Source organism: Candidatus Berkiella cookevillensis, from assembly GCF_001431315.2.
GTDB lineage: Bacteria > Pseudomonadota > Gammaproteobacteria > Berkiellales > Berkiellaceae > Berkiella_A > Berkiella_A cookevillensis.
The window spans coordinates 1,207,794-1,232,955 of the sequence record NZ_LKHV02000001.1 but is presented as its reverse complement, the minus strand read 5'-3'; the positions used below and the strand labels follow the sequence as shown (position 1 = coordinate 1,232,955).

The window sequence follows — 25,162 nt, the reverse complement described above, 5'->3', positions numbered from 1 at the left end:
AGAGCTATGAAAAGTAATGTAATAACGGTGGCACCGAAGAGCCAAGGGCAAACGCTGCTCACGCTATGCGTTTACTTTGGTTCTTTGATTGCCCTATTTCTCATATCGGACTTAGTCATGGCCGGTGGTGGTGGTAAATCACTTGGTGACGTAGGTACCGAAGTAACTAAAAGTATGAGTGGTGTTGCAAAATTGATTACTGCTGCAAGCTATGTAGCAGGCGTTGGTTTTGCAATGATGGGTATGTTGAAATTCAAAGCACATAAAGACAACCCAACACAAGTACCTTTAAGCCAACCTATTGTATTGCTCTGTATTGCTGCTGGTTTGGTGTTCTTACCAAACATCATTAGTTCCGGTGGTCAAACCATTTGGGGTGACGGTGGTGACACTGGTCGTGCTGACGCAAGTGGTGGCGGCTTGAGCGGTAATGAAGGCAGTGGTTCGCCCTAGTCTTCAGCCCTAATAACCTAAAGCCGATACTAGCAATAGTATCGGCTGTTTTTTTTGCCTCAATTTTCCAAGTCTTCACTCTGATTGCCCATTAGACGCTAAATCTGATAACTGCTAATATAGTCACCACAGATGCATTTTTTGTTGATTAGCTACTTTGCATTTTACCATCATGATCCACCCAAAAAGAATGCTAACAAACTAATTATTCCTGCTTTCCTTAAAGGTATATAGAATAAATGAACAATAATTTACACTCTGATGCTGCATTGATGAATCTTATCACTCAAGCATGGAATCAAAGAGCCGATCTAAGCCCTACCAACCCCGTTTTTGACCCTATTAAAAAAGCCGTTACACAGTGCTTTAGCTTATTAGAAGTTGGTGCACTACGTGTGGCTCATCCAACCAGTACTGGCTGGCAAGTCAATGAGTGGGTGAAGCAGGCAATTTTATTATCCTTTAAATTGTTCCCCAATAAGCCAATTGATGGCGGCTTCACGCAATTTTTTGATAAGTTGCCACTTCAATTTCAAAATTTCACCCAGTCAGATTTTGAAAATTTGGGAGCACGTATTGTTCCCCCCGCCTGTGTTCGTATCGGTGCGCACCTTGCTAAAAACACGATCATCATGCCCAGCTACATCAATGTAGGTGCTTTTGTAGACACAGGCACGCTGGTTGATACATGGGCAACTATTGGATCTTGTGCGCAGATTGGTAAAAATGTACACATTTCTGGTGGTGTAGGTATCGGTGGCGTTTTAGAACCTTTACAAGCCTCTCCGACTATTATTGAAGACAATTGCTTTATTGGCGCACGTTCTGAAATTGTAGAAGGCGTTATTGTTGAAGAAAACTCAGTGATTTCAATGGGTGTTTACATTGGGCAAAGCACACGTATCTATGACAGAGAAACGGGCGAAATTTATTATGGAAGGGTACCACGCGGTTCAGTTGTCGTATCAGGCACGCTTCCCTCTTCTGATAAAAAATATAATTTATATGCGGCCATCATTGTGAAAAAGGTAGATGACAAAACCAGACAAAAAGTAGCAATTAATGAACTATTACGTGATTGTCATTTGTAGGAGCATTTAAGATATGGAATCAACCCTTGCATTGACTGAAGCTTTAATTCGCTGCCCCTCTATTACTCCCAAAGATCTAGGCTGTCAGGATATTATTATACAACGCCTGACTCAAATGGGTTTTCGTATCGAGCGCTTTGAAATAGAAGGTGTAAGCAATCTATGGGCGAGAATCGGAGATAAAGCCCCCCTGCTCGTCCTAGCTGGCCATACTGACGTGGTGCCTGTGGGTAATGAAGCACAATGGCATTATCCTCCTTTTGCGGCAATGCAAGCAGATGGATTACTTTATGGCAGGGGTGCCGCAGACATGAAAGGCGGCTTAGCAGCCATGATCACTGCTTGCGAACGGTTTTTAGCAAAAAATACGCTGAAAGAAAGCAGTCTTGCCTTTCTCATTACCAGTGATGAAGAAGGTCCTTCTATTCATGGCACTCGCGCTGTTTTAGAAATTTTAAAAAAACGTAATGAAATTCCCACCTGGTGCTTAGTGGGAGAGCCGAGCAGTGAAACAATCCTAGGCGATGTGATTAAAGTAGGCCGTAGAGGTTCGTTAACAGGTTTTTTAACTATTCGAGGAAAACAAGGGCATGTTGCTTATCCGCATCTTGCACGCAACCCTGTTCATTTTGCTGTACAAGCCTTAAACGAACTCTTAAACATCCAGTGGCAAAAAGCAGATCCTTTATTTCCAGAAACCAACTTGCAAATCGTAAATATTCAAGCAGGTACAGGTGCCACTAATGTTATTCCATCTCATTTGGATGTAAATTTCAATATTCGTTTCTCTCCGCCTTTAAACAGCAAAATTATACAATCTCAAATAGAAGCACTGTTGCATCAACAAGCTTTTGAATTTGATCTCAGATGGCATTGTGTAGGCAATACATTCTACACAGAGATAGACAGTCCATTGATAAAAGCACTGTTGAATGCAGTAGAATCAGAACAAAAACTAAAGCCCAGATGTTGCACCAAAGGTGGCACATCGGATGGTCGATTTTTTGCGGAATATGGTTGTCACGTTGCAGAATTAGGACTTATCAACGCAACCATTCATCAAGTCAATGAACATGTTCAAATCAGTGACTTACTCACCTTGTCCCGCATCTATGAGTCGGTGCTTGAGCAGTTGCTCACCTAGATCTTCAAGCAAAGAGTCTTTGAATAGCACAATTAATTGCGTGGCTTTTTGGATGATTCCACAGTTGTTGGTGACGCTGAATCTTTCTTTGTTGGTAATGACTCCATAGGTATCTTCGCAGCAAACACTAAAGATTTTCTATTCGTTTGATGTTTTTTTATTTCTTTGCTTCTTTCTCGCTGATTCAGCAAAGCTAATATTTCTGCGTCATTCATCGCATAATCTGATGCAGAAGCCCCCTTGCCATCTTTTATTGTTGGATCTGCACCAAGATTGATTAACTGAAGAACATTAGATGCGTTTTTATATTTAACTGCGACGATAAGTGATCTCGTTTTTTCTTGGTCATTAAGATCTTTAAACCACGCTACGTCTTTCATCATCATTATTTGCAAAACTTCGTCATTCGCATGATAAAACAGCGCATCTTTAAAATCGTGCACATTCGGAACCCAATCTTCTTGAGCAAGGATTGCTTTAGCAATTTCCGGATCTTGATATCCAATTGCACAATTAAGAAAAGTATTTCTATTTGCATCAATATCGCTAGGTTTAAGCCAACCATCTGTAAATAATTTTCTAATAAATGTTGGCTCAAGATTAGCTATTTCTCTAAAATTTAAATATCCAGAAAAATACTCTGATTTTGAAATACAGCTTAAAATATATTCCATTTGTTGACAAATAGCCATCCTCAAAGGTGTGATACCATGATTATCCGCCTGAAACATTAGTTGAGAATTGCGTCTCATAATTCTTGCTATCTCATTAGTGTTATTTGTCATCACTGCATAATGCAATGAGTTAAAACCATTTTCAGAATTTTTGGATAGTTTAAATCTGTTTTTGGCAAGATTTTTGGAATCAAGATCATTGGATCGTTGGTTATAGAATCTATAACCAACAAATCTGATATCCATAGAATCTTTACTTAAAAAATCTTCTTTTTTAAATGATTGATTAAGCATCATGTTTGCCAGTTGTGTGCTATTATTTATTTCATCAATTTGATTTTTAAAATTAGAATCGTAATATTTGAATTTTCCATCATTCGTAATATAACAGGTTACCACATGATTATTACAGGTAATATCAATGCTTGCTCCGTAATTTAGCGAAAATATATCTAATATCTCTTTTAACTGAGTCTCACTCACACCAGTAAATTCATAAGAAAATTCTGTTTTTAACTGGCGCTCTGATGATACATCTTTAATCAGCTCATATTGCTCAGCTCGTCCGGCCTGATGCCATCCAGCCAACTGTAAATCACTCGTTGCAGGAGATGAAAATTGGAGAATAGCCAACGCATTGATAATTTGATCAAAAATTTCTTCTTTATTTTTGTAATTTTTATGCAAGGTGTGGGTTATGTTATTCTCAATCAATGAATTTTCTAAACCATCCCAAGATGCTATTTCCGTTAATAAATTAAAAAATTCATTTTCTTTTTTCATAGTAAGATATATTTGATAGAGAAGTGCCCAACCATTACAATTACCACGATTATCAATAAGCTCTCTATCGTCGCGTTTCTTCAACTTTAAATATGCCGATAATTTTTCATTAAGAACTGATTGAGAAAGATCGAGGAGAGGTTTTCCGTAATTAGATAATCGCTGAACAACCAGTTCAGGATCTTTGCTGATTTTTCTAATAAGTTCATCGGCTTTTTGTCTTACAGCAAGCAAAAATGGGGTTTGACGATAAAAGTCTCTATCTTGTAAATGAGGTAAAAATCGCTCGTCTGAAAGTAGTAACATCGCTACTTCTAATTGATTAGATCTAATTGCAACGTGCAAAGCATTCTGTCTATCATTATTTATAGCAAGAATATCATCACTTTCCCATATTTCTAAAAAATATTTGACAATCTCTGTATTTCCTTTTGATGCAGCCAAAAGGAAAGCTGTATTATTGTCTTTGTCGCCTTTATTTAAAGCGCCTAGTTGATTTAATGCTTTCACGAGCGCTAAATCGCCCTTTTCAGACACAATATGCAGGGCTGTCTGTCCTTCACGGTTTGGTGTATTAATGTCATTTTTTGCCAAGATTTCAGTAGCAAAATCTTTGGTGATGATATTTTTAAGCTTAAGAAATTCAATTATATTATCTAAGGTTAGTGGCCTAGAGACATCATCGAATGTTAAGTTATCAAGATCATTTTGATTACTTGCTAAGCGCTCTTGCATTATTTGCAAAAATTCTACCGTGGCAAGATCAAACGGAATCTTACCATCAACATCTTGATCTAAAAAATGTGACTGAAAGTGTTCGTTATTGTATAGCAATTCAAAAGATTCAAGCTGCCCTTCTTTGGCTGCAATGTGCAAAGCATTTTGCTTTTTATCATTTGTATGAAGAATATCATTTTCACTCCAATTTTCTAGTATATATTTAATAATTTCAAGTTTCCCAGCTGCAACAGCTGAGGCAAGCACTGATTCATCATGATTGATGACTGCGCCAAGCTCAATTAACTCTTTAAATTCATTTAATAACCCGTTTTTTGCAGCATAGTGCAGTGCTGTAACGCCTTGGTTGTTTATGGAGTTAATATCTTCCCAGGCTAAAATATCTTCTGCTAAATCTTGTGGAATCGCCTCTTCACTTAGAAGTCTGTTAATACAGCTTTCTAGTCGATTTTTATCAAAAAAAACAGTAGCCACTTGAATTCCTCATCTTAATCATGCAGCGTTGTGTTTAAGACAGGAATACTCACAAAAAGTTCGATGTATCTACACCCTGGAGCGGAAATGCAATAGCTCTTGATAAAATCTTGTTTCAAAGATCAGTGTAGTCTGGATATGATATGTGAAATAACTTACCATCAGATAGTTTGTCAGCGCTTTTGCCCTGATGATGGTGAATGGCTTATAGTTTTAGGTAGGTTGCAAAGAATATCAGCCGTTCTTAATCTTTACCTGTGCAACATTGTTTCTGATATAATGTGGCAATAATTCTTCAGGCAAAACAGCCCCCCTACCCGCATTGATTGCCATCTCTGCCAGCAACACAATTTCTTTTGCGCTTGGATAATGATCACTCAATCTTTGATTATATTTTTCCTGCCAATTATCTACCCATTGTTCAGGAATTTTTTCACAGTATGGATCAAAACCGGAACCCACAACAATCAGTGGTTTATTTCTAAATTCACCCATATTCATTTCTTCAGGTGAAGATAATCTATCGCACAGCAAAGGCTGTACACCTAAATTAAGACAGGTTTGATAAAGCCCCCAGTAAATACCTTGCATACGTGCATCCCAAGCAGCCAAAATCAACGCATCCGGCGCACTCTTGCTCGCTTCAATGGCACTATAGGCCAAAGCGCTTAAAGTAGAAATAGGAAAAATAGGAATATCAAGACCAAAACCCAACGCCTGCGCTAACCCCACACCTAATCTCACACCCGTAAAGCTACCGGGCCCCACACCTGTTGCAATCGCTTGTACATCCGAACATTCAATCTCAGCCTCTTGTAACATCGACTGTAACATAGGCAAAATCAGCTCACTATGCATTTTGAGCGTTGAATTTGAGCGCGTGTACCATTTACCATGATGAAGGAGCGCTACACTAGAAACGTCTGTTGAGGTCTCAAAACCAAGGATTGTATGAATATTTGTCATTAAATACTAACTGGGTGCATGTACAAGAAAATCAGACTTGATATTTAGTCATTTTGATAGGAATTTGTCAATTAAATATCCACGTATACTCATATATCGAATAGGTGTCAAGCCTCTAGCAACAGGATGTGTGTGTGAGATATACCCTTCACAGATGAATCTTCGGTGTTGTTGGCTTCGCGTATCTCACAATAGTCATGTATTTTGTATACACTCCTATTGCTCGAACGCTTGCCGCCTAACCGAAGAATCATCTGTTGTGGGTATACATGAGAGGATTGTGAGGAAGCGCGCGCCCTTCTCTAAAATTCATGTGTGAAAACTATATCCATTGATAGAATCCCAGACCAATACGCCTAAAGCTTTAAACTTAGCAATTGAAAAGCCATTACGCTGATTATACGTGGTATGCCCTATTGCTTGGATGATATCATCTTTCTTTGTCATATAAATTTCATCTGGCTTATATTCTGCATTATAAACTACCAGAATTGCGCTATCCCAATTTCCCTCTAGACTCAATGCTCCCATTCGATGTCCTGACTTTTGTGGTTTAAAGATTACACGACTTTTAACAACAAATTTCTGTGAGGCAAATCGACCTGTCCCCAAAAAATCTACCCCCACTTCAGGATGTGTCAAGCTTTGCAACTCAAGAATTTTCTGAGCATCAAAGCGACCTAATTCATTGCTAATAGGGAGTGTTTTGCCGGTATTTTGGTAATAGGCATTCGCTATTTTGCGGGTTTCTTCCATTAATTTATCAATGGCGTAGGGGTTTTGAATTCCATTCATAATAATATCTCATAAAAAAATGGCGTACTATAGTCTTACGGTGACTATAGGTGTACGCCATTATAATTGTCTTACAGTTACGCTGCTTTTCTCATCTTTCGATGGGATGATTTACTCTTAAAGCGTGCCATTTTCTTTTCAACTGGGCGTTTTTTCATTACTTTTTTCAATTTTTTTTTCATTTTTGGTGCTTTTGATTTTTCTTTTACAGCTACTTTCTTAGCTACTTTTTTGGTTACTTTTTTCTTTATTCCTGATTTTGTTTTTTTACTATCCGCTTTCTTAAGCGTTTTTACCAGCATTTTAAATTTCTTTGCCATTTCATTCTTTGCTTTTAAATGTACTTTGGACTTTTCAGCAAGTTTTTGCTTCATTAATTTACGTGCTTTTAGAATTGCACTCTTATGCTTTTTCTGTAAATCCACTAACTGTTTTTTTAAGCGCTTTTCACTTGCTTTAAGTAGCTTTACTACTTTGCTCAGTGTTTGCTCACGCTTTGTCATTTTAACTGCTTTCTTCGTTGATGCTTTTTTCACTTTCGCCTTAGCTTTGGTCTTTGCTTTAACCTTTGCTTTGGGCTTCATTTGCATCACTTTTTTGTGTGTTGCTTTTTTCTTCATAACCATGACTTTCGTCTCCTCAATCAATATATAGCCTTGGTATTAGAAACATAGCACACGATATTTTCATTTTCATACCACACAAGAAATGCAAAAAATATTTTATAAGTTGCAAAATATAATCTAACAGTATGATTTTTATAAATTTTACTAGAAATATTCTTTTGAGCGTCTCAGCATATTTCTGTTAATTATAAGTATAATTCGCTATTTTTTATGTCATAAAAACATAAATTAAAAAAGTATATGCAAAAACAAAAAAATACCGCAACATATTGATTTATAACAATTTATCTTAAAAATTACTGTTACAATCCCAATAAAAATTTTAGATTTGTAATAAAAAAAATCAAAGAAATATAATGATTGAAAAAATTTCCGAAAAAAGCGTATTTAATATAGAAATTACTATAAATATATACGGAGTTTTTGAGGGAATATCTAATACTTTGCAAAGTGGTTTCTTAACAGAATGCCTGATGAGCACGAATCAAAATTCTACCGATTTAAGAGTCATTCGTAATGCAAGAAGGATTTATGCAGGAGAGTTTAAGTCCACTCTCTTCATATTTATTAACCCTCACCCACGCCGATGAAGCTACCAACTCCCAAAATGGATCTACGAGATATACACATCTTGTGTTGCAAGCGCGGACATACTTATCGATGAGCATTATGCGAATCAGTATCCCACTTTTTGAAGGGGGACGCGCACTGATAAGTGCGCAAGGGAGATTTATGCTGGGGATTTAAGGTCAAACAGCTTAAATCCCTCTGCTCAGCGCAGCTACGCTGCACGAGCGTCTCCCTTTACAAAGAGAGAAAATGTTCGCTTCGCGAACGAAGAAAGATATAAAGGTTTAAAATTCTAAGACTCGTCTTTTGAAACTTGTGCTCTAAGCGCTTCTATATCCAGTTGTTTGGCCTGAGAAACAAGCGCAGTCAAACTTGCTCCCGTTTGCACACCTGATTCAGCAAAAACAGCAAATTCACCTCTGAAGATCATTAACATTGGAATAGATCGGATATTAAAGTCTTCTGCTAATTGCTGCTCTTCTTCAATGTTGACTTTAGCAAAGACAACATCAGGGTGTTCAAGACTGACCTCTTCAAAAACGGGTGCAAAAGCCATGCAAGGGCCACACCATTTGGCCCAAAAATCAACGACTACAAGGTTATTGCCTTGAATAACTGCATCAAAATTCTCTGTTGTAATATCAATGACGGCCATACAAATACCTTTTGCTGTGTAGATTATTCTTACTCAAGTTCTTGTGCGATTTTTTCAAAGATCACAAGCGGTGGTTGTGAACCGTCTATTTTAAAAAATTTCAAAGTATTTGTCTTATCTGCGGCAGCCATACTTAAGTAATAGCTCGCTACAGGTTGCGTTTGTGTGCGATAAACACTTAAACGTTTTCGAATGGTCACTTCTTGATCATCATCACGCTGAACAAGTGGTTCACCCGTGAAATCATCCTTGAAGGGTTTACGAGGCGGATTGTTTTCTACATGATAACTGCGTCCAGAAGCAGGATGCACCCATCTTCCACTCAGGCGTTTTACAATAATTTCATCATCTAAATCAATTTCAATAACATGATCAAAGCTAATATTTGTAAGGCTTAATGCCTTCGCTTGTGCAAGCGTACGCGGAAAACCATCTAACAAAAAGCCATGTTCACAGTCAGTTTTATGAATACGTTCTTGAACCAATTCGATAATAACATCATCAGGCACTAATCCACCTGTTTCCATAATGAATTTAGCTTTACGACCAATTTCAGTATCATCTTGCACCGCCTGCCTGAGCATATCACCAGTTGATATTTGCGGGATGTTATAACGTTCTTTAATAAAATGAGACTGTGTTCCTTTGCCTGCACCTGGGGGGCCGAGTAGAATCAATCGCATTTTATCTCCTCACAATAATAAAAAGTTAAATAGTTACCCCTAACAGATGCTGTTTTGAATAACCCGGTATAAAGAATAATTTGCATTTAGTATACCTTGCTTAGTATAAGACACAAACAAATGCTTAAAAATACTCGTTACTATGCAAGTTATTCGACTCTTTATGAAGTACTTTTACCATGAACAGGCATGCTAAAACCCTCATCAATAATTTGAGCAAGATAAAATTCAACGCGATCCTTCGTAATACCTAATTTACTTGCCAAAAGATCCGCATCTTCAAGCTTTTCACCCTCACCAATGGCATGCTCACGTAAAACTGTGTTAGCTAACAATAAGATATTCACATATTCATGGTGCTTTGCATTATAATGAAGCGCGTGATGATGCTTTGCCATTAATTGTATTTCACTTGGCATTCCCCAGTAGCGCATCACCCAGGAGCCAATTTTATCATGGCCACGACTCATCAATTGTTGCGCTCCTCCCAAGCCTATTAACTTCTTCTCGAGCTGCTTTATGGATTCATTCGGATGCGCACTAAACCATCGATTTAATAAACGAAACTCTGGTGTGTACAAATGCCCAATAAATAATAAACCAAAATTATGTAAAAGCCCGCCCAAATAACACAAAAAGGGATCAACAGAAACAATTAAAGATGAATCTTGAGCAATTTGTGAACACAGTTTTGCGCAAAAAGTAGCATGCCGCCAAAAAGCTGGTAAGCCTAAAGGCCCTTCTGCATCAATTTTGAATTGGCTGTGCGAAGATAAGTCTAAAACAACATGGCTCACTGCACTAAAATCCAGCCAATGTTTCAAAGACTTTTTTAAAGAAGGGTTAACCGAAGCAAGTGCTTGTTTTTCTATGTAAACACGCTGCTCATTGTAATCTTGCAACACAGCAGACACTCGACGATCGTTTTTTAAGATTTCCATTAATTTTTCAGGAGAACCATCTGGCTGATGCGACAATACAATAATTTGATTGACAATCTCAGGCAAAAAATGTGGTGGCTTTGCTGCCCTACTCTCTCTGTGTATCGTATTTTTTGCAGATAATAAGGTATTTTTTTTGACACTTGTCTGCACATCTGGAATAGGGCGAGAAAATTGCCCCCAAGTGGCATCCGCCATTAAATAACAAAAATCTGATTTTTCTAAACCGATGATACTCGTATGAGAACCCGCTTCAAAAAATATTGTTTTATTATTCAACAGTCTTGCGTCAACAACCATATCTAAATGATAAGCTGAGCCTAAGGGTGGATGCGAGAGTGGCTCGCAATCATCAAAGAGTTTATCTGCCTCTTCGTGACAAACAACATAGACTTCACGCTTTAATAAGTTATTAAGCTTGGGAAAATCAATTTCATAATACAAAGGAACAACAATACCCCAATAATTCTTCTTATCCTTTACAACAATTGTTTTGGCAAAAGCAGAACCACTCATACCATGCTTCTGTGCACATTCTTCTAAACGATAGGTTCGAGAATGACAATAGAGTCGATAATCTACTCGATGCGATAATAAGAAGCGCTTTAATTTTGCAGCAATAGGAGTCATTTTTGCTCATTTCAAAAGCGAAAAGGTACTTTAATAATAGCAAGAAAATCCTCAATCGATAACAAAATTAATAGGTTATTATGCTAACCCGTATTACGCATACCCGCAGCAATACCAGATAAAGTAACTAACAATGCATGCGCATTTGATTCATCTGCGAAGGGTATATCATCGTCTACAGCTCTTTGTTTCGCAGCTCTGACTCTTCTTAGCAATTCTGCCTGCAAGAAATGTAGAGGGTATAAGTAGGTTGAACGTAATACAATGCTGCGTTTTAAAGGTAAATTATTATCAAGCAGTTGTTCTGTGCCTAAAGCCGCTTTAATCTCAGCTTTGGTTGAATGAAAATCCTGAATCAGCCGTTCGCTGAAAGCTTGTAAGGACTCAGGCACCAATAGTTTGTTATACATCCCAAAAATATCACTATCCACTTTGGCAAGTACCATTTCTATTAAACTCAAAAATGACTGAAAAAACGGCCAGTTTTTAACCATGCTTCTCAAAATATCAGGATTATCTTGCATTCCAGCATTGAGAGCTGCGCCCACACCCAACCAACCAGGCATTAAAAACCGTGTTTGTGTCCAGGCAAACATCCAAGGAATTGCGCGTAAATTATCAATATGCATTTGTCCATCATTGCGTTTTGCGGGTCGTGAACCAATACATAAAGCGCTGATCTCGTTCACCGGCGATACCGCTTGGAAATATGTCATAAAGGAATCATCATTCACAACTTGATGATAAGTATGATTGGCTTGTTTCGACAAAGTATTCATCATCGTACGCCAGGCAGGCTCAGGCTTTTGAGGCGGCAATAAAGTAGCCTCTAAAGTCGCACTGACATAAATTTCCAAAGTCCTTTGCGCTCTATCAATAAGTGCATATTTGTTGCGAATCACTTCCCCTTGTTCCGTTACACGAATACCACCTTCCATCGCTCCTGGAGGCTGTGACAAAATAGCCATATGCGTTGGCGCTCCTCCTCGCCCAACAGAACCTCCCCTGCCATGAAAGAATCTTAAAATCACATCTTGCTTTTTAGCAAGATCGATCAAAAGTTCTTGTGCTTGGTATAATGCCCAAGCACTGGTTAAAATACCCGCATCTTTTCCTGAATCAGAATAACCGAGCATAATTTCTTGTTTATGATCGATATACTGCCTATACCATTTAAGCCCAAAGAGTATTTTCATGCAGGTAGGTGCATTTTGCAGATCTTGCAATGTTTCAAACAAAGGTACAACTCTAAGTGGTTTTCTGATCTGAGCCAGTTTTTGAAAGAAACAAACTAATAGTATATCGCTAGGAACTTGAGTCATAGAAATAATATAAGCACCAACAGAGTCACTTGGTAGTGTTGACAACATGAGAAATGTTTCCCAAGTTTGCGATGCATTATCGCTCAATTCTATCTTTGCGTTTACAGAGCATTCTACTTTCTCTAATTGCTCAATTAAAAATTTTTGCTTTTCCGCTTCACTCCATTGGCTGTAGTGCCCCATATCATTAGCAAGTATGATCTCATTCATCAAAACCATATGCTTATCTTTATGCTGTCTAATATCCATCGGCAATAAAGTCAAACCAAAACACTGTACTCTGCGAATTAAATCTATTAACTCATCTTCTGCAATTGCCTCCGCCCCGCATTCTACCAGTGATTGATAGCATAATAATAATGGCTGCAAAATATCTTGCTTTTCAATCAAACGATTCACATCAATCGCTGCATTCTGAGACAACAAAGTCTCAATATATTCTTTTGCAACTAAAAGCTTAGTTCTTAATGGTCTCAATAATGCTCGATAAGGCTCTGATTCGTCTCCCACTTCTTTTCGAAGTTGTGTACTACAATCACTCATAGAAAGAGCGGCACTGATATGATTGATCTCTTTAAGATATAAATCTAATGCCATCCATCTTGCTAATAACGAAACTTCTTTACTTAAATTCGCATTGACAAAAGGATTGCCATCTCTGTCTCCCCCCATCCATGAACCAAAATGAATTGGCATTGTCAAAAGCGGCAAGCCTTTTTTACAATATACTTTTAAATGATAATCTAACTCCCTCAAAAAGCGTGGCACCGCTTGCCATAAACTACTTTCGACAATTGCAAACCCCCACTTTGCTTCATCAATCGGTGTTGGTTTCTTATGCCGTAGTTCTCCGGTTTGCCAAATGGCCGTCATTTCTGCATGTAATTTTTCTTTTAATAACATTTGCTGACGCTTAGGATTTTCTTTATCCATTGCTTGCAGAATACTGGCAATACCATAAAACTTCTGCATGAGCGTTCTTCTCATGACCTCTGTAGGATGCGCAGTTAACACCAAATCAATGTTAAGTTTTGAAACCGTTTCATAAATGCGCTGCATAGATACATTTGATTTTTTTAATTTCTCAAAACCATGTGCAATTGAACCAGGTTGTGGTTGTTCGGGATGCTTTAATGCGTACCAACGTATTCTTCTAATCCGGTGAATATCTTCTGCAATATTGGCTAGGTTCAAAAAATGACTAAAGGCTCTCACAATAACAACTGCATGTTGAGGAGAAATTCCTTTTAAAAATTCACTCAATCGTAATAGCGTTTGATTTCCATCATTTTGTAAACTATGCTTAGTTAAAAGGCGCGTTCCTTCTATCATTTCAAAGACATCTTTTCCAAGTTGTTTTAAAATAATTTGTCCTAATACTTCACCTAATAAACGAATATCTCTGCGAAGTGGCATATCTGGATGTTGTTGCTCATTTAACATTTTTTATCCTTGATTTACGTTTATCAAATGCTTCCTATTCATGTTTTATGCATGTTTAGTGATAGTAATAAATATTGAGTAATGATATATTGGTATCTGAAGCATCACAATAATTGAAATAGTTGAGAGGTTCCAAATGGACAAGGACAAGCGACCACACGCACCTTCAATTAACGACTCACAAATGGCAAGAGAGTCTTGGAAAGTTTTCCAAGTAATGGCTGAGTTTGTAGAAGGATATGAGCGACTCGTCCATATCCCACCTTCTGTGAGTATTTTCGGATCTGCGCGTTTAAGCCCAGATCACAAATGGTATCACTTAGCAGAAGATACTGCACAGGCCCTATCTGATGCTGGCTTTTCTGTTGTTACCGGCGGCGGACCTGGAATAATGGAAGCAGCTAACAAAGGTGCCAAAAAAGGACGCTCTTTAAGTGTTGGCTTAAACATCGTTTTACCAAACGAGGAATCAGCTAATGCCTATCAAGATATCTCTATTCGTTTTAGACATTTTTTCACTCGTAAAGTGATGTTTGTAAAATATGCTTCTGCTTACGTCGTCATGCCAGGTGGTTTTGGGACATTGGACGAAATTGCAGAAATTCTTGCATTGGTACAAACAGGCAAAACAAGACGTATTCCCATCGTATTGGTTGTCAAATCTTTCTGGGAAGACTTATTGAAATGGTTCGATAAGACACTTGTAAAAGAAGGCATGATTAATAAAGCAGATCTTGATTTGTATACCATTGTAGAAACACCACAAGAAGCAGTAAGCTACATTCAACGTTTTTATAAAGAAAGAAGTATCATCCCTTCTGAACATGAAAAAGAACTGATGTCTGATCTCTAGACTTTTTGTTTTTGGCTACTTTCGGGACGACACAACGGTCGTCCCCCTGAGCAACCCCCACGAATTTCTACTAGGCTGTCATCCCAGAATTTTGCGAAGCAAAATATCTGGGATCCACAGGCGTTTTGCGCCTGGTAACCCTTTGGGCTACTGGTGCCAGCCTTTAGTCACATTGTTGATTACGCTACAGAGTTATATTTTTAACAGAACTCTCGATGAGCGTAGCGAATAAAAAATCCCACTTTTTGAAGGGGGACGCGCACTGACAAGTGCGCAAGGGGGATTTATGCTGGGGGGGCTAAGTTCAAAAAGCTAAATCCCTCTGCTCGGCGCAGCTACGCTGCACGAGCGTCTCCCTTTACAAAGTGAGAAAATATTCGCTTTGCGAACGAAGAATAGGCAGCAATATTCTATATAAAACCCCAGAAACTCCTTAAGTTGACACATATGAGCCTTCGCTGACATGATATATCATCTGATTTTATCAGAATAAAAATTTTTTGGGGCTTCCTCAGGGGATCAGCCGTTGTATCATCCCGAGCCTTTACGAAATGAAAGAAAACCCATTCGCTTCGCTCATCGCCTCACTGCTTACCCAACCTTCGTGCTTCTAATACGTTCGGTATCTGCAAAATTTTATTTAAAACTGTCATTAAAGTATCTAAATCAGGGATCTCAATCGACAATGTTAACTGGGCAATATTATTTTCTCGATTGGTTCGAGTATTGACTGCCAGCACGTTGATCTTCTCATTGCTGAGTGTACTGGTTACGTCTCTTAAGAGACCTTGTCTATCATAAGCTTCAATGTAAATATCAACCAAATACAACTCTTTGGTAAACTCGCCCCAGTTTACTTGAATTAAACGGTGTGCCTCTTCTTCTTTTTCAAGTACACCTAAGCAATCTTGTCTATGAATCGTGACACCTCTGCCAATGGTAATATAGCCAATGATTGGATCGCCAGGCACAGGATTACAGCATTTTGCAAAATGGCATAATAAATTTCCAACCCCTTGAATGGTGACTTCTGTGTTCTTTTTCTTAAGATTATTAATTTTGGAAACAGAAACAGGGATATCATTGCTGTCATTTGTCAAAGAATGTTGTTGGATCAAATTCAAGATTTGCCCCACTCGAATGTCCCCACCACCAACACCTGCAAAAATATCATCCATATTTCGTGCTTGAAATTTCTGAAGATGGGGTTTAATGCTTGCCATATCCAAGTGCAGTCTCTTCAGCTCCCTATCGAGCGCTTCTTTGCCTTGGATAATATTTTCTTCTCTTGCTTGACGTTTAAACCAAGAGCGTACTTTTGAACGTGCTCTCGCACTATTTAAATAGCCTAACTGAGGATTCAGCCAATCACGGCTTGGCCCCCCTGTTTTTGAGGAGATAATTTCTACTTGCTCACCAGAATTTAAAATATAGTTTAAAGGTTTAATAGAGCCATTGATCTTGGCACCTCGGCATCTATTACCTAAATCAGAATGAACATGATAAGCAAAATCTAAAGGCGTAGCACCCAATGGCAAATCAATGATTTCACCTTTAGGTGTAAAAATGTAAACTCTATCTTCACTCAGCTCTTGCTTTAAGGCAACATCTGATTCAAACTCTTGCTCAGCACTCCATTCTAAAATATTTCGAAGAGAATTAATTTTGTGTTGATAATTAGACTCTTGCTTTTTACCTTCTTTATAAATCCAATGTGCAGCAACCCCTAACTCTGCTTCATCATGCATTTTAAAGGTACGAATTTGTACCTCAACAGTTTTTCCTTCTGGTCCAATAACCGCTGTATGTAATGAGCGATAACCATTTTCTTTGGGTGTTGCAATATAATCATCAAATTCTTTTGGAACATATTGCCATAAACCATGTATTACACCTAAAGCAGCATAGCAGTCCTGCACGCTATCAACCATAATACGAACGGCTCTGACATCATAAATGTCTTGAAAAGCAATATTCTTGCGAATCATTTTTCGCCATATACTATAAATATGCTTAACACGCCCTATGACATGCGCATTGAGATCTTCTTTAGCGAGTGCTTCTCTAATGATACCTAGAAGTTTCTCAATATAAATTTCCCTATCTAAACGCTTTTCATCTAATAATTTTGCAATATTTTTATAAGCAACTGGCTCTAAATAACGAAATGCAAAATCCTCTAGCTCCCATTTAATTTGCCCAATACCTAAGCGATTGGCCAAAGGAGAATAAATATCACGCGCTTCTAAGGCGAGATCTAATTTGACAAGACGATCTAGATTATTAACAGCTCTTAAAGCACTGATTTTTTCGGCGAGTTTAATTAAGACAACGCGAACATCTTCCACCACAGCCAACAGCATTTTACGGAGATTATCACGCTGTTCATCTGTTTGAGAAATGCTCGCCTTTGCGGAATGATAGGATAACTTGCTTACCCCCTCTACCAAGCTGGCAACTTGCTTACCCAAGGCTTCTTGTATGTGTTCGACTGTGAGCTCGCCAAAATCAACTGGAAAATAAAGAACGCACGCAACCAGGGTATCAATATCTGGTTTTAAAGCACTGAGTATTTCCGCCGCAGTCAATCCTTGCTTTAAACAAGACTCATTGACAGGTGTTAAATGATGCCCACCATTCTCAAGATTTAAATAGACAGCTTGTCGCAACAGCGCTTTGTGCTCTTCGGGGTAATTTTCCCCAACACGCTCCACCCATTTCTCAATATCAATACTACCATCCTGGGTTTTTGGTAAATCATCTCTGACCTTAACCATGAACGACTCCTTTCAATTCTTTTTTTGAGCTTGAGCATATTTTTTAATTGAATTGCTGATGAAGAGCGAAGCGAATCACTTCTTTCTTTGTAGTCAAAGAAAGAGGCACCTTTAGGTGCAAGAAGGATTCTAAAAAATCCATCTGCTCGCTTTAGCGAGCCTCTTCCCTTGACATCAAGGGAAGAAGATTATTCACTTCGTTCATTAGCAAAAACTAATGCTATCACCAAACCACGCTTACTTTTCCAATACAAATAATCCCATCGTTTCTATATGCTTGGTATGTGGAAACATATCCATGATGGCAACTTTTTCTAATTTGTATTTTTTCTGATGCACCAAGACAGCTGCATCACGCACAAAAGTATTCATGTCACAAGAAACATACAGTATAGACTCAGGCGCTAACTTCTCGATATTTTCTACGACTGCGGCCGCCCCCAATCTGGGTGGATCTAATAAAACTTTATTGTGCGCAATCGTAAACCAGGGTGCTTTAGAACAATCTTCAAAGAGATTGGCCTCATAAAAACATGCATTACTGATTTGATTAGATGCTGCATTCATACTGGCTTTTGCCGTCATTTGCGCATCTCCTTCAACACCCACAACCGCTTTTGCCTTCTGCGCAAGTGGCAAACTAAAATTACCAAGGCCACAAAACAAATCTAATACGGTATCGTGCTCAGATACCTGTAGCCAATCTAAAGCTTGACGAACCATTTGATTATTAATCACAGGGTTAATCTGTGTAAAATCCAATGGCTTAAAATGCATGGTAATCGCCCCATCCATCAAGCGATAAGAGAGTGTCTCTTCTTGATTTGGCCATATTTTTTTAACTGATTCAGGCCCACGCTCTTGCAAATAAAGACTCAAATGATGCTCACCAGCAAAGGCTATCAACTTATCAGTATCTGCTTGAATCAATGGTTGCAATATTCTAAAAATAAGCGCAACTTCTTTATCACCCGCAGCCACTTCAATTTGCGGGATATCTTTAAAGGCTGCTAATTCTGAAATTAACTGACGCAAAGGATCGATTAAATTACCAACTGTTGGATGCAATATAGCGCATGAATTCATTTCAACAATTTTATTACTGTGGGCTTCTCTGAATCCCACCAATACAACACCCTTTTTCTCTACATAGCGAACCCCAAGCCGTGCTTTATACCGATAGCCTGTTGAAGAACCTGTTAAGGTTTCATGCCATTCTGAAGGCACAATTTCAGCATGCGCTAAGAGTTTAGACAATTGTTTTTGTTTATGCTCAATTTGATGTTCAGTCGATAGATGCTGCATCTGGCATCCACCACATTCGCCAAAATGAGGACAAATAGGCTCTACTCTTTTTTCTGATGCTTCTAATACACTCTCTAATTTTGTTTCTAAATAGCGCGAGTGCTGCCTGATGACTTTGGCTTGTACTTTTTCATTTTCCAGTGCGCCAAAAACAAAAACCTTCTTACCTTCTAATGAAGAAATGCCACGTCCTTCGACGGAGATCTGATTCACAGTTAATTCAAGTGATTGATTGACGAGTTTTCGATTTCTTGACATGGTTATACAATCTTATGCTTGTTCCCATTCCTGCAAAAAAGCAGTTAAATGAGCTTTGTTTTCACTTCTTAAATAATCTTTCAGCAGGCTCAACTCTTGTTCAAGCTTATCCTCTAATAAATAACCGCGCATCTGCTGAAATCTTAAGTAAACCAGATAAGTGTTGATCACATCTGTTTCACAGTAATTACGAATTTCTTCAATTTTTCCTTGCTGGTAATTATGCCAGACTTTACTGCCATCCATACCCATTTTGCCAGGAAATCCTAGGAGTGTCGCAATATCATCTAAACGACTATAGGCACGCGGTTGGTAAGAGGCCAATACATCCATTAAATCTAAATGTCGTTGGTGATAGCGACTGATGTAATTATTCCATTTGTAGTTAGAATCTAGCTCTCCCGTATCCCAATATCGCTTTGCCACAACCTGATTGAGTAAAGCCCTATATTGTAACACAGGCAAATCAAAGGCTTGGCCATTCCAAGAAACTAATTGTGGTGTATATTTTTCAATACCATCAAAAAATCGCTGCACAAGCTCTTTTTCTGAAGCATCAGGACTACCCAGTGACCATACTTTGAGCTGATCGTGGGTGCGATAGACAGCAGAAATAGCAACGACTTGATGCAGTGGCAATCGGACAAAAGACTGTCCTGTCTCTTCTGTTGCTTTACGAAACATGAGTTCAGCTACTTCAGCATCAGAAATGGAAGAATCATGCAAGTTAAACAACTTTCTTCCAGCAATGATATCGGGAATTGTTTCGATATCAAATACAAAAATGCTCACCTAGAAATCCAACTTTTTCAAAAAGTGTTAATAGGACTTTTTCTCATAGTTCAAAGCCTTTGTCGAGAATATTTGCTCGACACGCTAACTTTGTTTTTTGCTGCAGCTAAAATGGCTGCTTCTCGAGCAGGCGCAGAAGGATGTGTAGCCATAAAGCTATCCCAACAGGCTAGCCAAGCATTCGCATCATACCATGGCGTTATGGGTAATTGTTCAAGCTTAGTCGAGTTGACAACGGCAATCGCCTTTCTTTGCTCAGATGTTAATAAAGCCTGCAACAATTTACCCGATTTTCTTTTTGCATTTCCTATTGAATGCAGGGGAATAAAACCATTTTTATATAAATGCAAATAATTACGAAAAGCTTTTTCTAATTTGTTGAATTTTTTAAAACGTCCTGGCTGTGACTTTTGTTTCTTCAGTTTTGCACGATTAATGCGTAAATACTGATCCAATAAATCTTGATTTAGCCCCAATAATTTCTCTGGAGACAATAGTTTTACTTGCATATAGCCAAACATATTTTCATAAAATTGAAAGCCCCATTTTGACAATATTTTTCTGATTTCATGAGTCATTCTCGAGGTGACGCCTGCATCTTGCGTAAGCTCAAGAGCGGTTAAATCTGCTCTAAATTCCATCGCTCTATCTATGCTCTTACTACAAAAATAAGTAAGCGCGCCCACAGCGACGATGCCAGATAGCACGCCATTTAATATAAAAAATGTTGATAATGCCGAAGCTCCTGTTGAAAATACTGCCACTAAGCCCCATACACAAGTCAAAATGGGTATGCTACATACAGCAATAGAAGCATAAATATAGTTAATAGAAGAAATAACAGCAAAGCACTGAGCCATAATTGCGTCATGATGCGCCGCATGCGATAACTCATGTGCTATGATCGCTTTTAAGGTATCTGCCTCTATCTCGTCTCTCACAAATGCTTTTAATAATCCTTTTGAAAGCACAATTCTATATTTCCCCCAATTTTCCAATAACAAACTGGCATTTACTGCTTTTGCCCTTTTATCATAATAAATATCAGGCAGTGGCATTTTTAATTGCTGAGACATTTCTGCAACAAAAGATGAGAGCATTTTCTGCTTAGATGGGGGCAGTGTTTTATAACCCGACAAGCTTCCATAGAAAGAATGCCCAAAACGCTTGATAAGGTGAAATGCTCTTACAAGCTCAAATATTTTCCGTGTAATCAAGGCAGCATAGCAAATACTTAATATGGGCAAAAATACGCTTGCACCTAGCAAGTAAATACCAAAGGCATTGAGTATTAACTGAGGTGCGATTATTGCAAAGAGATTTAGGCTAATTTGTAATCTTGGACGAGTCCATATTGGTAGAAACACACTATTTTTGTACATGCACGATTTTCTTACAGCCAAAGAAGCCGGTATGCTAACATAAAAATTATTTTACGAAAACCCAATTTATGTCAGTTTGTTTACCAAATCTGAAGAACAGGTTTGCGGTTACACTACTAAACAGCCTAAAATGTAGCATCTCATTAAAAAATAGAAGGTTAACTAAATATTTATGGCCTCTCAATCTAGCAGCGGAACAGTAAGAAGTGTATGGAGTTCTCGTTTGGCTTTTATTTTAGTCAGCGCAGGTGCTGCAGTTGGACTTGGCAATATTTGGCGATTCCCCTATATGGCGGGTGAGAACGGTGGCGGTGTATTTGTTTTAACCTATATTCTATTCTTATTTGCAATTGGCACCCCAGCCATGATTGCAGAGCTTATGATTGGTCGTCGCGGACAAAAAAATCCCGTGGATACCTTAGAAACACTGGCACATGAGTCGAATGAATCTCGTAACTGGAAGTACTTAGGTTGGTTGGGCGCCTTAACACTGGTGATGGTATTAAGCTTCTACAGTGTTATCTCAGGTTTTGCCATTGGCTATCTCAATTACGCTATACAAGGCACCTTTAACAACGCCAGTCCTGATGCCATTTCTGCTTTGTGGATCAATCTAATGAATCAGCCCATACTATTGATCGGCTGGCATACTATTTTTATGGTACTCACCATGGGTGTAGTCGCACTGGGTGTTAATCAAGGTATTGAGAAATCATCACGCTGGATGATGCCTGCCTTATTCATTATTCTCATTGTATTAGTGATCTATGCTGCCATCATTGGTAACTTCAAAGAAGCTTTTGTCTTTTTATTCTCTTTCAAAATACAAGATTTCACACCTATGGCCATTGTGGGAGCATTAGGACAATCCTTTTTCTCTCTGGCAACGGGCGCAGGCGCCATTCTCATCTATGGCTCTTATTTATCTAAAAATACCAACATGTTTAGTACTGTATTTATCATTGCGATATTAGATTTATTCGTCGCCATATTATCTGGTTTAGCTATTTTCCCAATTGTATTTGCGCATGGCTTATCTCCTGCTGATGGTCCAAGCCTAATGTTCAAAGTATTGCCTATTGCTTTTAGCAATATGCCAGGCGCTCAATTTGTTGGTATCTGCTTTTTCTTATTACTTATTTTTGCCGCATGGACCTCTTCCATTTCTATGGGAGAGCCATTGGTTTCACTGATTGTTGAAAAAACAAAAATAAAGAGAACACAAGCCTCTATTTATGTGGGTCTATTGGCGTGGGGATTTGGTATTATCAGCGCCCTTTCTTTTAGTATTTGGCGTGGTGTTGAAATATTTGAATGGCGCCTTTTCGAAGTGTTGCTTGGCATTCCAACCAATATTTTATTGCCGATTGGTGCATTATTATTCTGTATTTTTGCCGGCTGGGTCATGAAAGAAAAGCATGTAGAAGAAGAGCTTAATTGTTCTTCACCCGCACTTTATTTTGCGTGGCGCTTTGCGATTCGATATCTATGCCCTTTGTGCATTTTAATCATTCTCATTACAACACTTGTGTAATATAAAGAGAAAATTATATGGCAAAACAAGATAACAAATTCATGCCGATGGGCTTTATTCTATGCGTCTTGCTAAACCCAGCACTGCTAAATGCGAGTGCACCCCACCATTCTTATGGTTTTTTAGAATTGCACGCACAAAATCAAACCACATTAGAACATTCAGGGATGATCAATATTGAGAAATCTACCTTAAGCCAAACAACAACCATCAATGGATTCGTTGCAGCAAAGCATTCAACCTTTGAACATTTAACTGTCAATGGCGATGCTGATTTAGATCAAGTCACTGTTACAGGCAAAACCATTATTCATGGCAAAATAAACACCGATGACTCTACCTTTGAAGATGTTATCTCTATCCATGGGCAAGTAAGTGCTGAGGACAGCCAGTTTAAAAAAGAAATTACTATTTACGGTAACCATTCTGAATTTGAAAACTGTGCCTTAACAGATATTTTGATTGAAAAAACATCTGATCAAAAAACCTTACATCTATATTTAGAAGAGACCACTGTTTCAGGCAACGTGACTTTTTTAAGTCCTGGGGTTATTCACATGGATAAAGAATCAAAAATCGCGGGGAGAGTGACAGGTGCAACCATACAATGAGTATCATGATTGTCATGCGGAAATTAGAAGCGCTTATAAATAAAACGAAATAGCGCTTCTTATTATCTGGTATCTATCAATAAATGGATTTTCCCCCAAAAAGTGAACGATAATAATTGCCTAAAAATAATTTATCTAGGTCGAATTTTCAAACTTAATCTTTCACTCAATGAAACTTCTGATACAGACACTTCTAAATCCGTATTTTCTTTCTTATCCTCAAAATCATCATCACTCCAATTTTCCTCATCATCAGATTTTGGAGCACCAGAGGCTCTGGCTCTTTGCCTTTCAATGAATTTATTAACCCATCCATCATTACTATTTGATGAAGAAGCTGGCATCCCTTTTTCTGCAGAATCTGAATCAGATGTTGCAGCTTGACAAGAAAGTTGAGCTGCATTCTTCGTGAGCTGTAATGAGCGCATCCTACTGACAACCGCCTCAAAATCTTCTCCATTTCTTCTAGACGCTTTTTCAGCCGATTTTTCTAGCATAGATTTTAAATGTGCTTCTCTTGGATCTACAGGTTTCGCTTTCTTATTTTCAAGTATTTCTTGCTCTATAACTTGTTCTTCCGGCATGGCAAATTCCAACCTTTGAGCTTGCGCCATTTTTTGATTACGCTTCTCTTTAAAAACCCGTGCCTGATTTAGCAGCTGATTATTATCAACAGAAAAAGCTGCTTTAGCGACTGCTCTCACTTTAACTGTCGCCTGTTGTGAAGAAGACGACGAACATGTTGCTTTCCAAAGTGGCAATAAAGGCGGCGGTGGTGGCGGTGCTTCAGGAATTTTATTATTTGTTTTAACGGAAATAGAGGCAACCACATCCAATTGCACATCATTGAATGCATGGTGACTTGAAGAAGATGAAGAGCTTCCCATCCGAAACTCTGAATCTTGCGACAATCCTATTGGTTGTTCAAGTACTTTTTGCTTATTCAACCATAAATTTTGATAAGATGAAAAAATCATATATAAATATTTAGTATCTAAAGGCTGTGCAGCAAGTGTGTCAAATTTAACTCTAATTTCTGCACACAATTTCGTCTGTGACGTCATATTATAGAAATAACTCTCATGCGTATACAATTCAGCGAGTGTAGTCTTTAATAAAGCTTCAAATGCTTTATAATCAGCTTCTCTCTCAAATTTATTTTCACACCAATCTTGTAAATAGCTCATGTTTTCAACAGAGCTTTCAGGCAAAATTCCTCGTAGTTCTGAATTTTTTAAATAATGCTCTAATATTTCTTTGGCGCCCAAAATTCTTTGTAAAATAAGTGCTAATTTGTCCCAACGGTTTTGATATTTTTTTAATTCAGCGTCGAAAATAAATTCATTCGATAAAAATGGATTGGCTTCAATATGTGCATTAATGTCAGACTCTGATCTATTCGATGCCTGAATAGATTCTGCATATGTCGCTGTAACAAGTCGAGAGACAAGTTCTATTTTTTGATTTGCCTTATCAATAGGTCCACTAGCTGCCACGTTAATCCCTTATATGGTTGGTAACAGATGTTTGAAAGTATCGAACTCTATTAAGAATGTCAATGTAATAAGAACTTCTCATTCATTCCATTCATCAAACTTCCTAAATCCCAATAACAAAACTAGAAGCTGTCTCAAAAATAGTCATTTTTCGTTCAGCTAAGGC

At 38.2% G+C, this 25,162-nt stretch carries 20 protein-coding genes; 7 read left to right on the top strand and 13 right to left on the bottom strand.

The window, feature by feature from the left end:
- Positions 1-6 precede the first annotated feature (6 nt).
- The 3 genes from CC99x_RS05245 (at position 7) to dapE (ending at position 2,688) form a co-directional block, all read left to right on the top strand.
- On the top strand, positions 7-453 hold the full coding sequence (locus CC99x_RS05245) for a DUF6750 family protein (protein WP_077065316.1): 447 nt from the start codon (positions 7-9) through the stop codon (positions 451-453).
- Positions 454-692: 239 nt separating this feature from the next.
- The gene (dapD, locus tag CC99x_RS05240; RefSeq protein WP_057622970.1) at positions 693-1,544 is read left to right on the top strand and encodes a 2,3,4,5-tetrahydropyridine-2,6-dicarboxylate N-succinyltransferase; all 852 of its coding nucleotides are present in this window, start codon (positions 693-695) and stop codon (positions 1,542-1,544) included.
- A gap of 13 nt (positions 1,545-1,557) precedes the next feature.
- Positions 1,558-2,688 carry a succinyl-diaminopimelate desuccinylase gene (gene dapE / locus CC99x_RS05235; RefSeq protein WP_057622972.1) on the top strand — a complete coding sequence of 377 codons (1,131 nt, stop codon included), beginning with the start codon at positions 1,558-1,560 and terminating at the stop codon, positions 2,686-2,688.
- 32 nt (positions 2,689-2,720) lie between these two features.
- Here the strand turns inward: dapE and CC99x_RS05230 are convergent, their stop codons facing one another.
- The 4 genes from CC99x_RS05230 to CC99x_RS05215 all read right to left on the bottom strand — a co-directional run bounded on the left by CC99x_RS05230 (position 2,721) and on the right by CC99x_RS05215 (position 7,744).
- Positions 2,721-5,357, bottom strand: coding sequence for an ankyrin repeat domain-containing protein (locus CC99x_RS05230; RefSeq protein ID WP_057622976.1), 2,637 nt, complete (start codon positions 5,355-5,357; stop codon positions 2,721-2,723).
- Positions 5,358-5,591: 234 nt separating this feature from the next.
- Positions 5,592-6,323, bottom strand: a complete 732-nt coding sequence (gene tsaB, locus CC99x_RS05225; RefSeq protein WP_057622978.1) for a tRNA (adenosine(37)-N6)-threonylcarbamoyltransferase complex dimerization subunit type 1 TsaB — start codon at positions 6,321-6,323, stop codon at positions 5,592-5,594.
- 309 nt (positions 6,324-6,632) lie between these two features.
- A complete protein-coding gene (locus CC99x_RS05220) occupies positions 6,633-7,118 on the bottom strand; it encodes a hypothetical protein (RefSeq protein ID WP_057622980.1) in 486 nt (161 codons plus the stop codon).
- 77 nt (positions 7,119-7,195) lie between these two features.
- Positions 7,196-7,744: a hypothetical protein gene (locus CC99x_RS05215; RefSeq protein ID WP_057622982.1), complete on the bottom strand. Its 549-nt coding sequence runs from the start codon at positions 7,742-7,744 to the stop codon at positions 7,196-7,198.
- Between the two features lie 356 nt (positions 7,745-8,100).
- Between CC99x_RS05215 and CC99x_RS05210 the strand changes: the two genes are divergently transcribed.
- Positions 8,101-8,334 carry a hypothetical protein gene (locus CC99x_RS05210; RefSeq protein WP_158003184.1) on the top strand — a complete coding sequence of 78 codons (234 nt, stop codon included), beginning with the start codon at positions 8,101-8,103 and terminating at the stop codon, positions 8,332-8,334.
- Positions 8,335-8,606: 272 nt separating this feature from the next.
- Here CC99x_RS05210 and trxA read toward each other — a convergent pair whose 3' ends face one another.
- From trxA to ppc, 4 genes are all read right to left on the bottom strand, one after another.
- The gene (gene trxA, locus CC99x_RS05205; RefSeq protein ID WP_057622983.1) at positions 8,607-8,969 is read right to left on the bottom strand and encodes a thioredoxin; all 363 of its coding nucleotides are present in this window, start codon (positions 8,967-8,969) and stop codon (positions 8,607-8,609) included.
- A 29-nt stretch (positions 8,970-8,998) separates the two neighbouring features.
- Positions 8,999-9,652: an adenylate kinase gene (gene adk / locus CC99x_RS05200; RefSeq protein ID WP_057622985.1), complete on the bottom strand. Its 654-nt coding sequence runs from the start codon at positions 9,650-9,652 to the stop codon at positions 8,999-9,001.
- 161 nt (positions 9,653-9,813) lie between these two features.
- Positions 9,814-11,223, bottom strand: a complete 1,410-nt coding sequence (locus tag CC99x_RS05195) for an HDOD domain-containing protein (protein ID WP_057622987.1) — start codon at positions 11,221-11,223, stop codon at positions 9,814-9,816.
- 83 nt (positions 11,224-11,306) lie between these two features.
- Complete coding sequence (gene ppc / locus CC99x_RS05190) at positions 11,307-13,988, bottom strand: phosphoenolpyruvate carboxylase (protein WP_057622989.1); 2,682 nt, start codon at positions 13,986-13,988, stop codon at positions 11,307-11,309.
- Between the two features lie 136 nt (positions 13,989-14,124).
- On the opposite strand from ppc, the gene CC99x_RS05185 reads away from it, so the two are divergent.
- Entirely contained in the window at positions 14,125-14,841 is a 717-nt protein-coding gene (locus tag CC99x_RS05185) for an LOG family protein (RefSeq protein ID WP_057622991.1), read from the top strand.
- 584 nt (positions 14,842-15,425) lie between these two features.
- On the opposite strand, the gene relA is transcribed toward CC99x_RS05185, so the two are convergent.
- The 4 genes from relA to CC99x_RS05165 form a co-directional block, all read right to left on the bottom strand.
- Positions 15,426-17,618 carry a GTP diphosphokinase gene (gene relA / locus CC99x_RS05180; protein WP_057622993.1) on the bottom strand — a complete coding sequence of 731 codons (2,193 nt, stop codon included), beginning with the start codon at positions 17,616-17,618 and terminating at the stop codon, positions 15,426-15,428.
- A gap of 237 nt (positions 17,619-17,855) precedes the next feature.
- Positions 17,856-19,181: a 23S rRNA (uracil(1939)-C(5))-methyltransferase RlmD gene (gene rlmD / locus CC99x_RS05175; RefSeq protein ID WP_057622996.1), complete on the bottom strand. Its 1,326-nt coding sequence runs from the start codon at positions 19,179-19,181 to the stop codon at positions 17,856-17,858.
- A 12-nt stretch (positions 19,182-19,193) separates the two neighbouring features.
- On the bottom strand, positions 19,194-19,973 hold the full coding sequence (locus tag CC99x_RS05170; protein ID WP_057622998.1) for a ribonuclease H-like domain-containing protein: 780 nt from the start codon (positions 19,971-19,973) through the stop codon (positions 19,194-19,196).
- Between the two features lie 50 nt (positions 19,974-20,023).
- On the bottom strand, positions 20,024-21,355 hold the full coding sequence (locus tag CC99x_RS05165) for a M48 family metallopeptidase (RefSeq protein WP_057623000.1): 1,332 nt from the start codon (positions 21,353-21,355) through the stop codon (positions 20,024-20,026).
- A 172-nt stretch (positions 21,356-21,527) separates the two neighbouring features.
- Between CC99x_RS05165 and CC99x_RS05160 the strand changes: the two genes are divergently transcribed.
- Together CC99x_RS05160 and CC99x_RS05155 are read left to right on the top strand one after the other, a co-directional pair.
- Entirely contained in the window at positions 21,528-22,889 is a 1,362-nt protein-coding gene (locus tag CC99x_RS05160) for a sodium-dependent transporter (RefSeq protein WP_057623002.1), read from the top strand.
- Positions 22,890-22,906: 17 nt separating this feature from the next.
- Entirely contained in the window at positions 22,907-23,500 is a 594-nt protein-coding gene (locus CC99x_RS05155; RefSeq protein WP_057623004.1) for a hypothetical protein, read from the top strand.
- 131 nt (positions 23,501-23,631) lie between these two features.
- Here CC99x_RS05155 and CC99x_RS05150 read toward each other — a convergent pair whose 3' ends face one another.
- Positions 23,632-24,996: a hypothetical protein gene (locus tag CC99x_RS05150; RefSeq protein ID WP_057623006.1), complete on the bottom strand. Its 1,365-nt coding sequence runs from the start codon at positions 24,994-24,996 to the stop codon at positions 23,632-23,634.
- Positions 24,997-25,162: the final 166 nt, after the last annotated feature.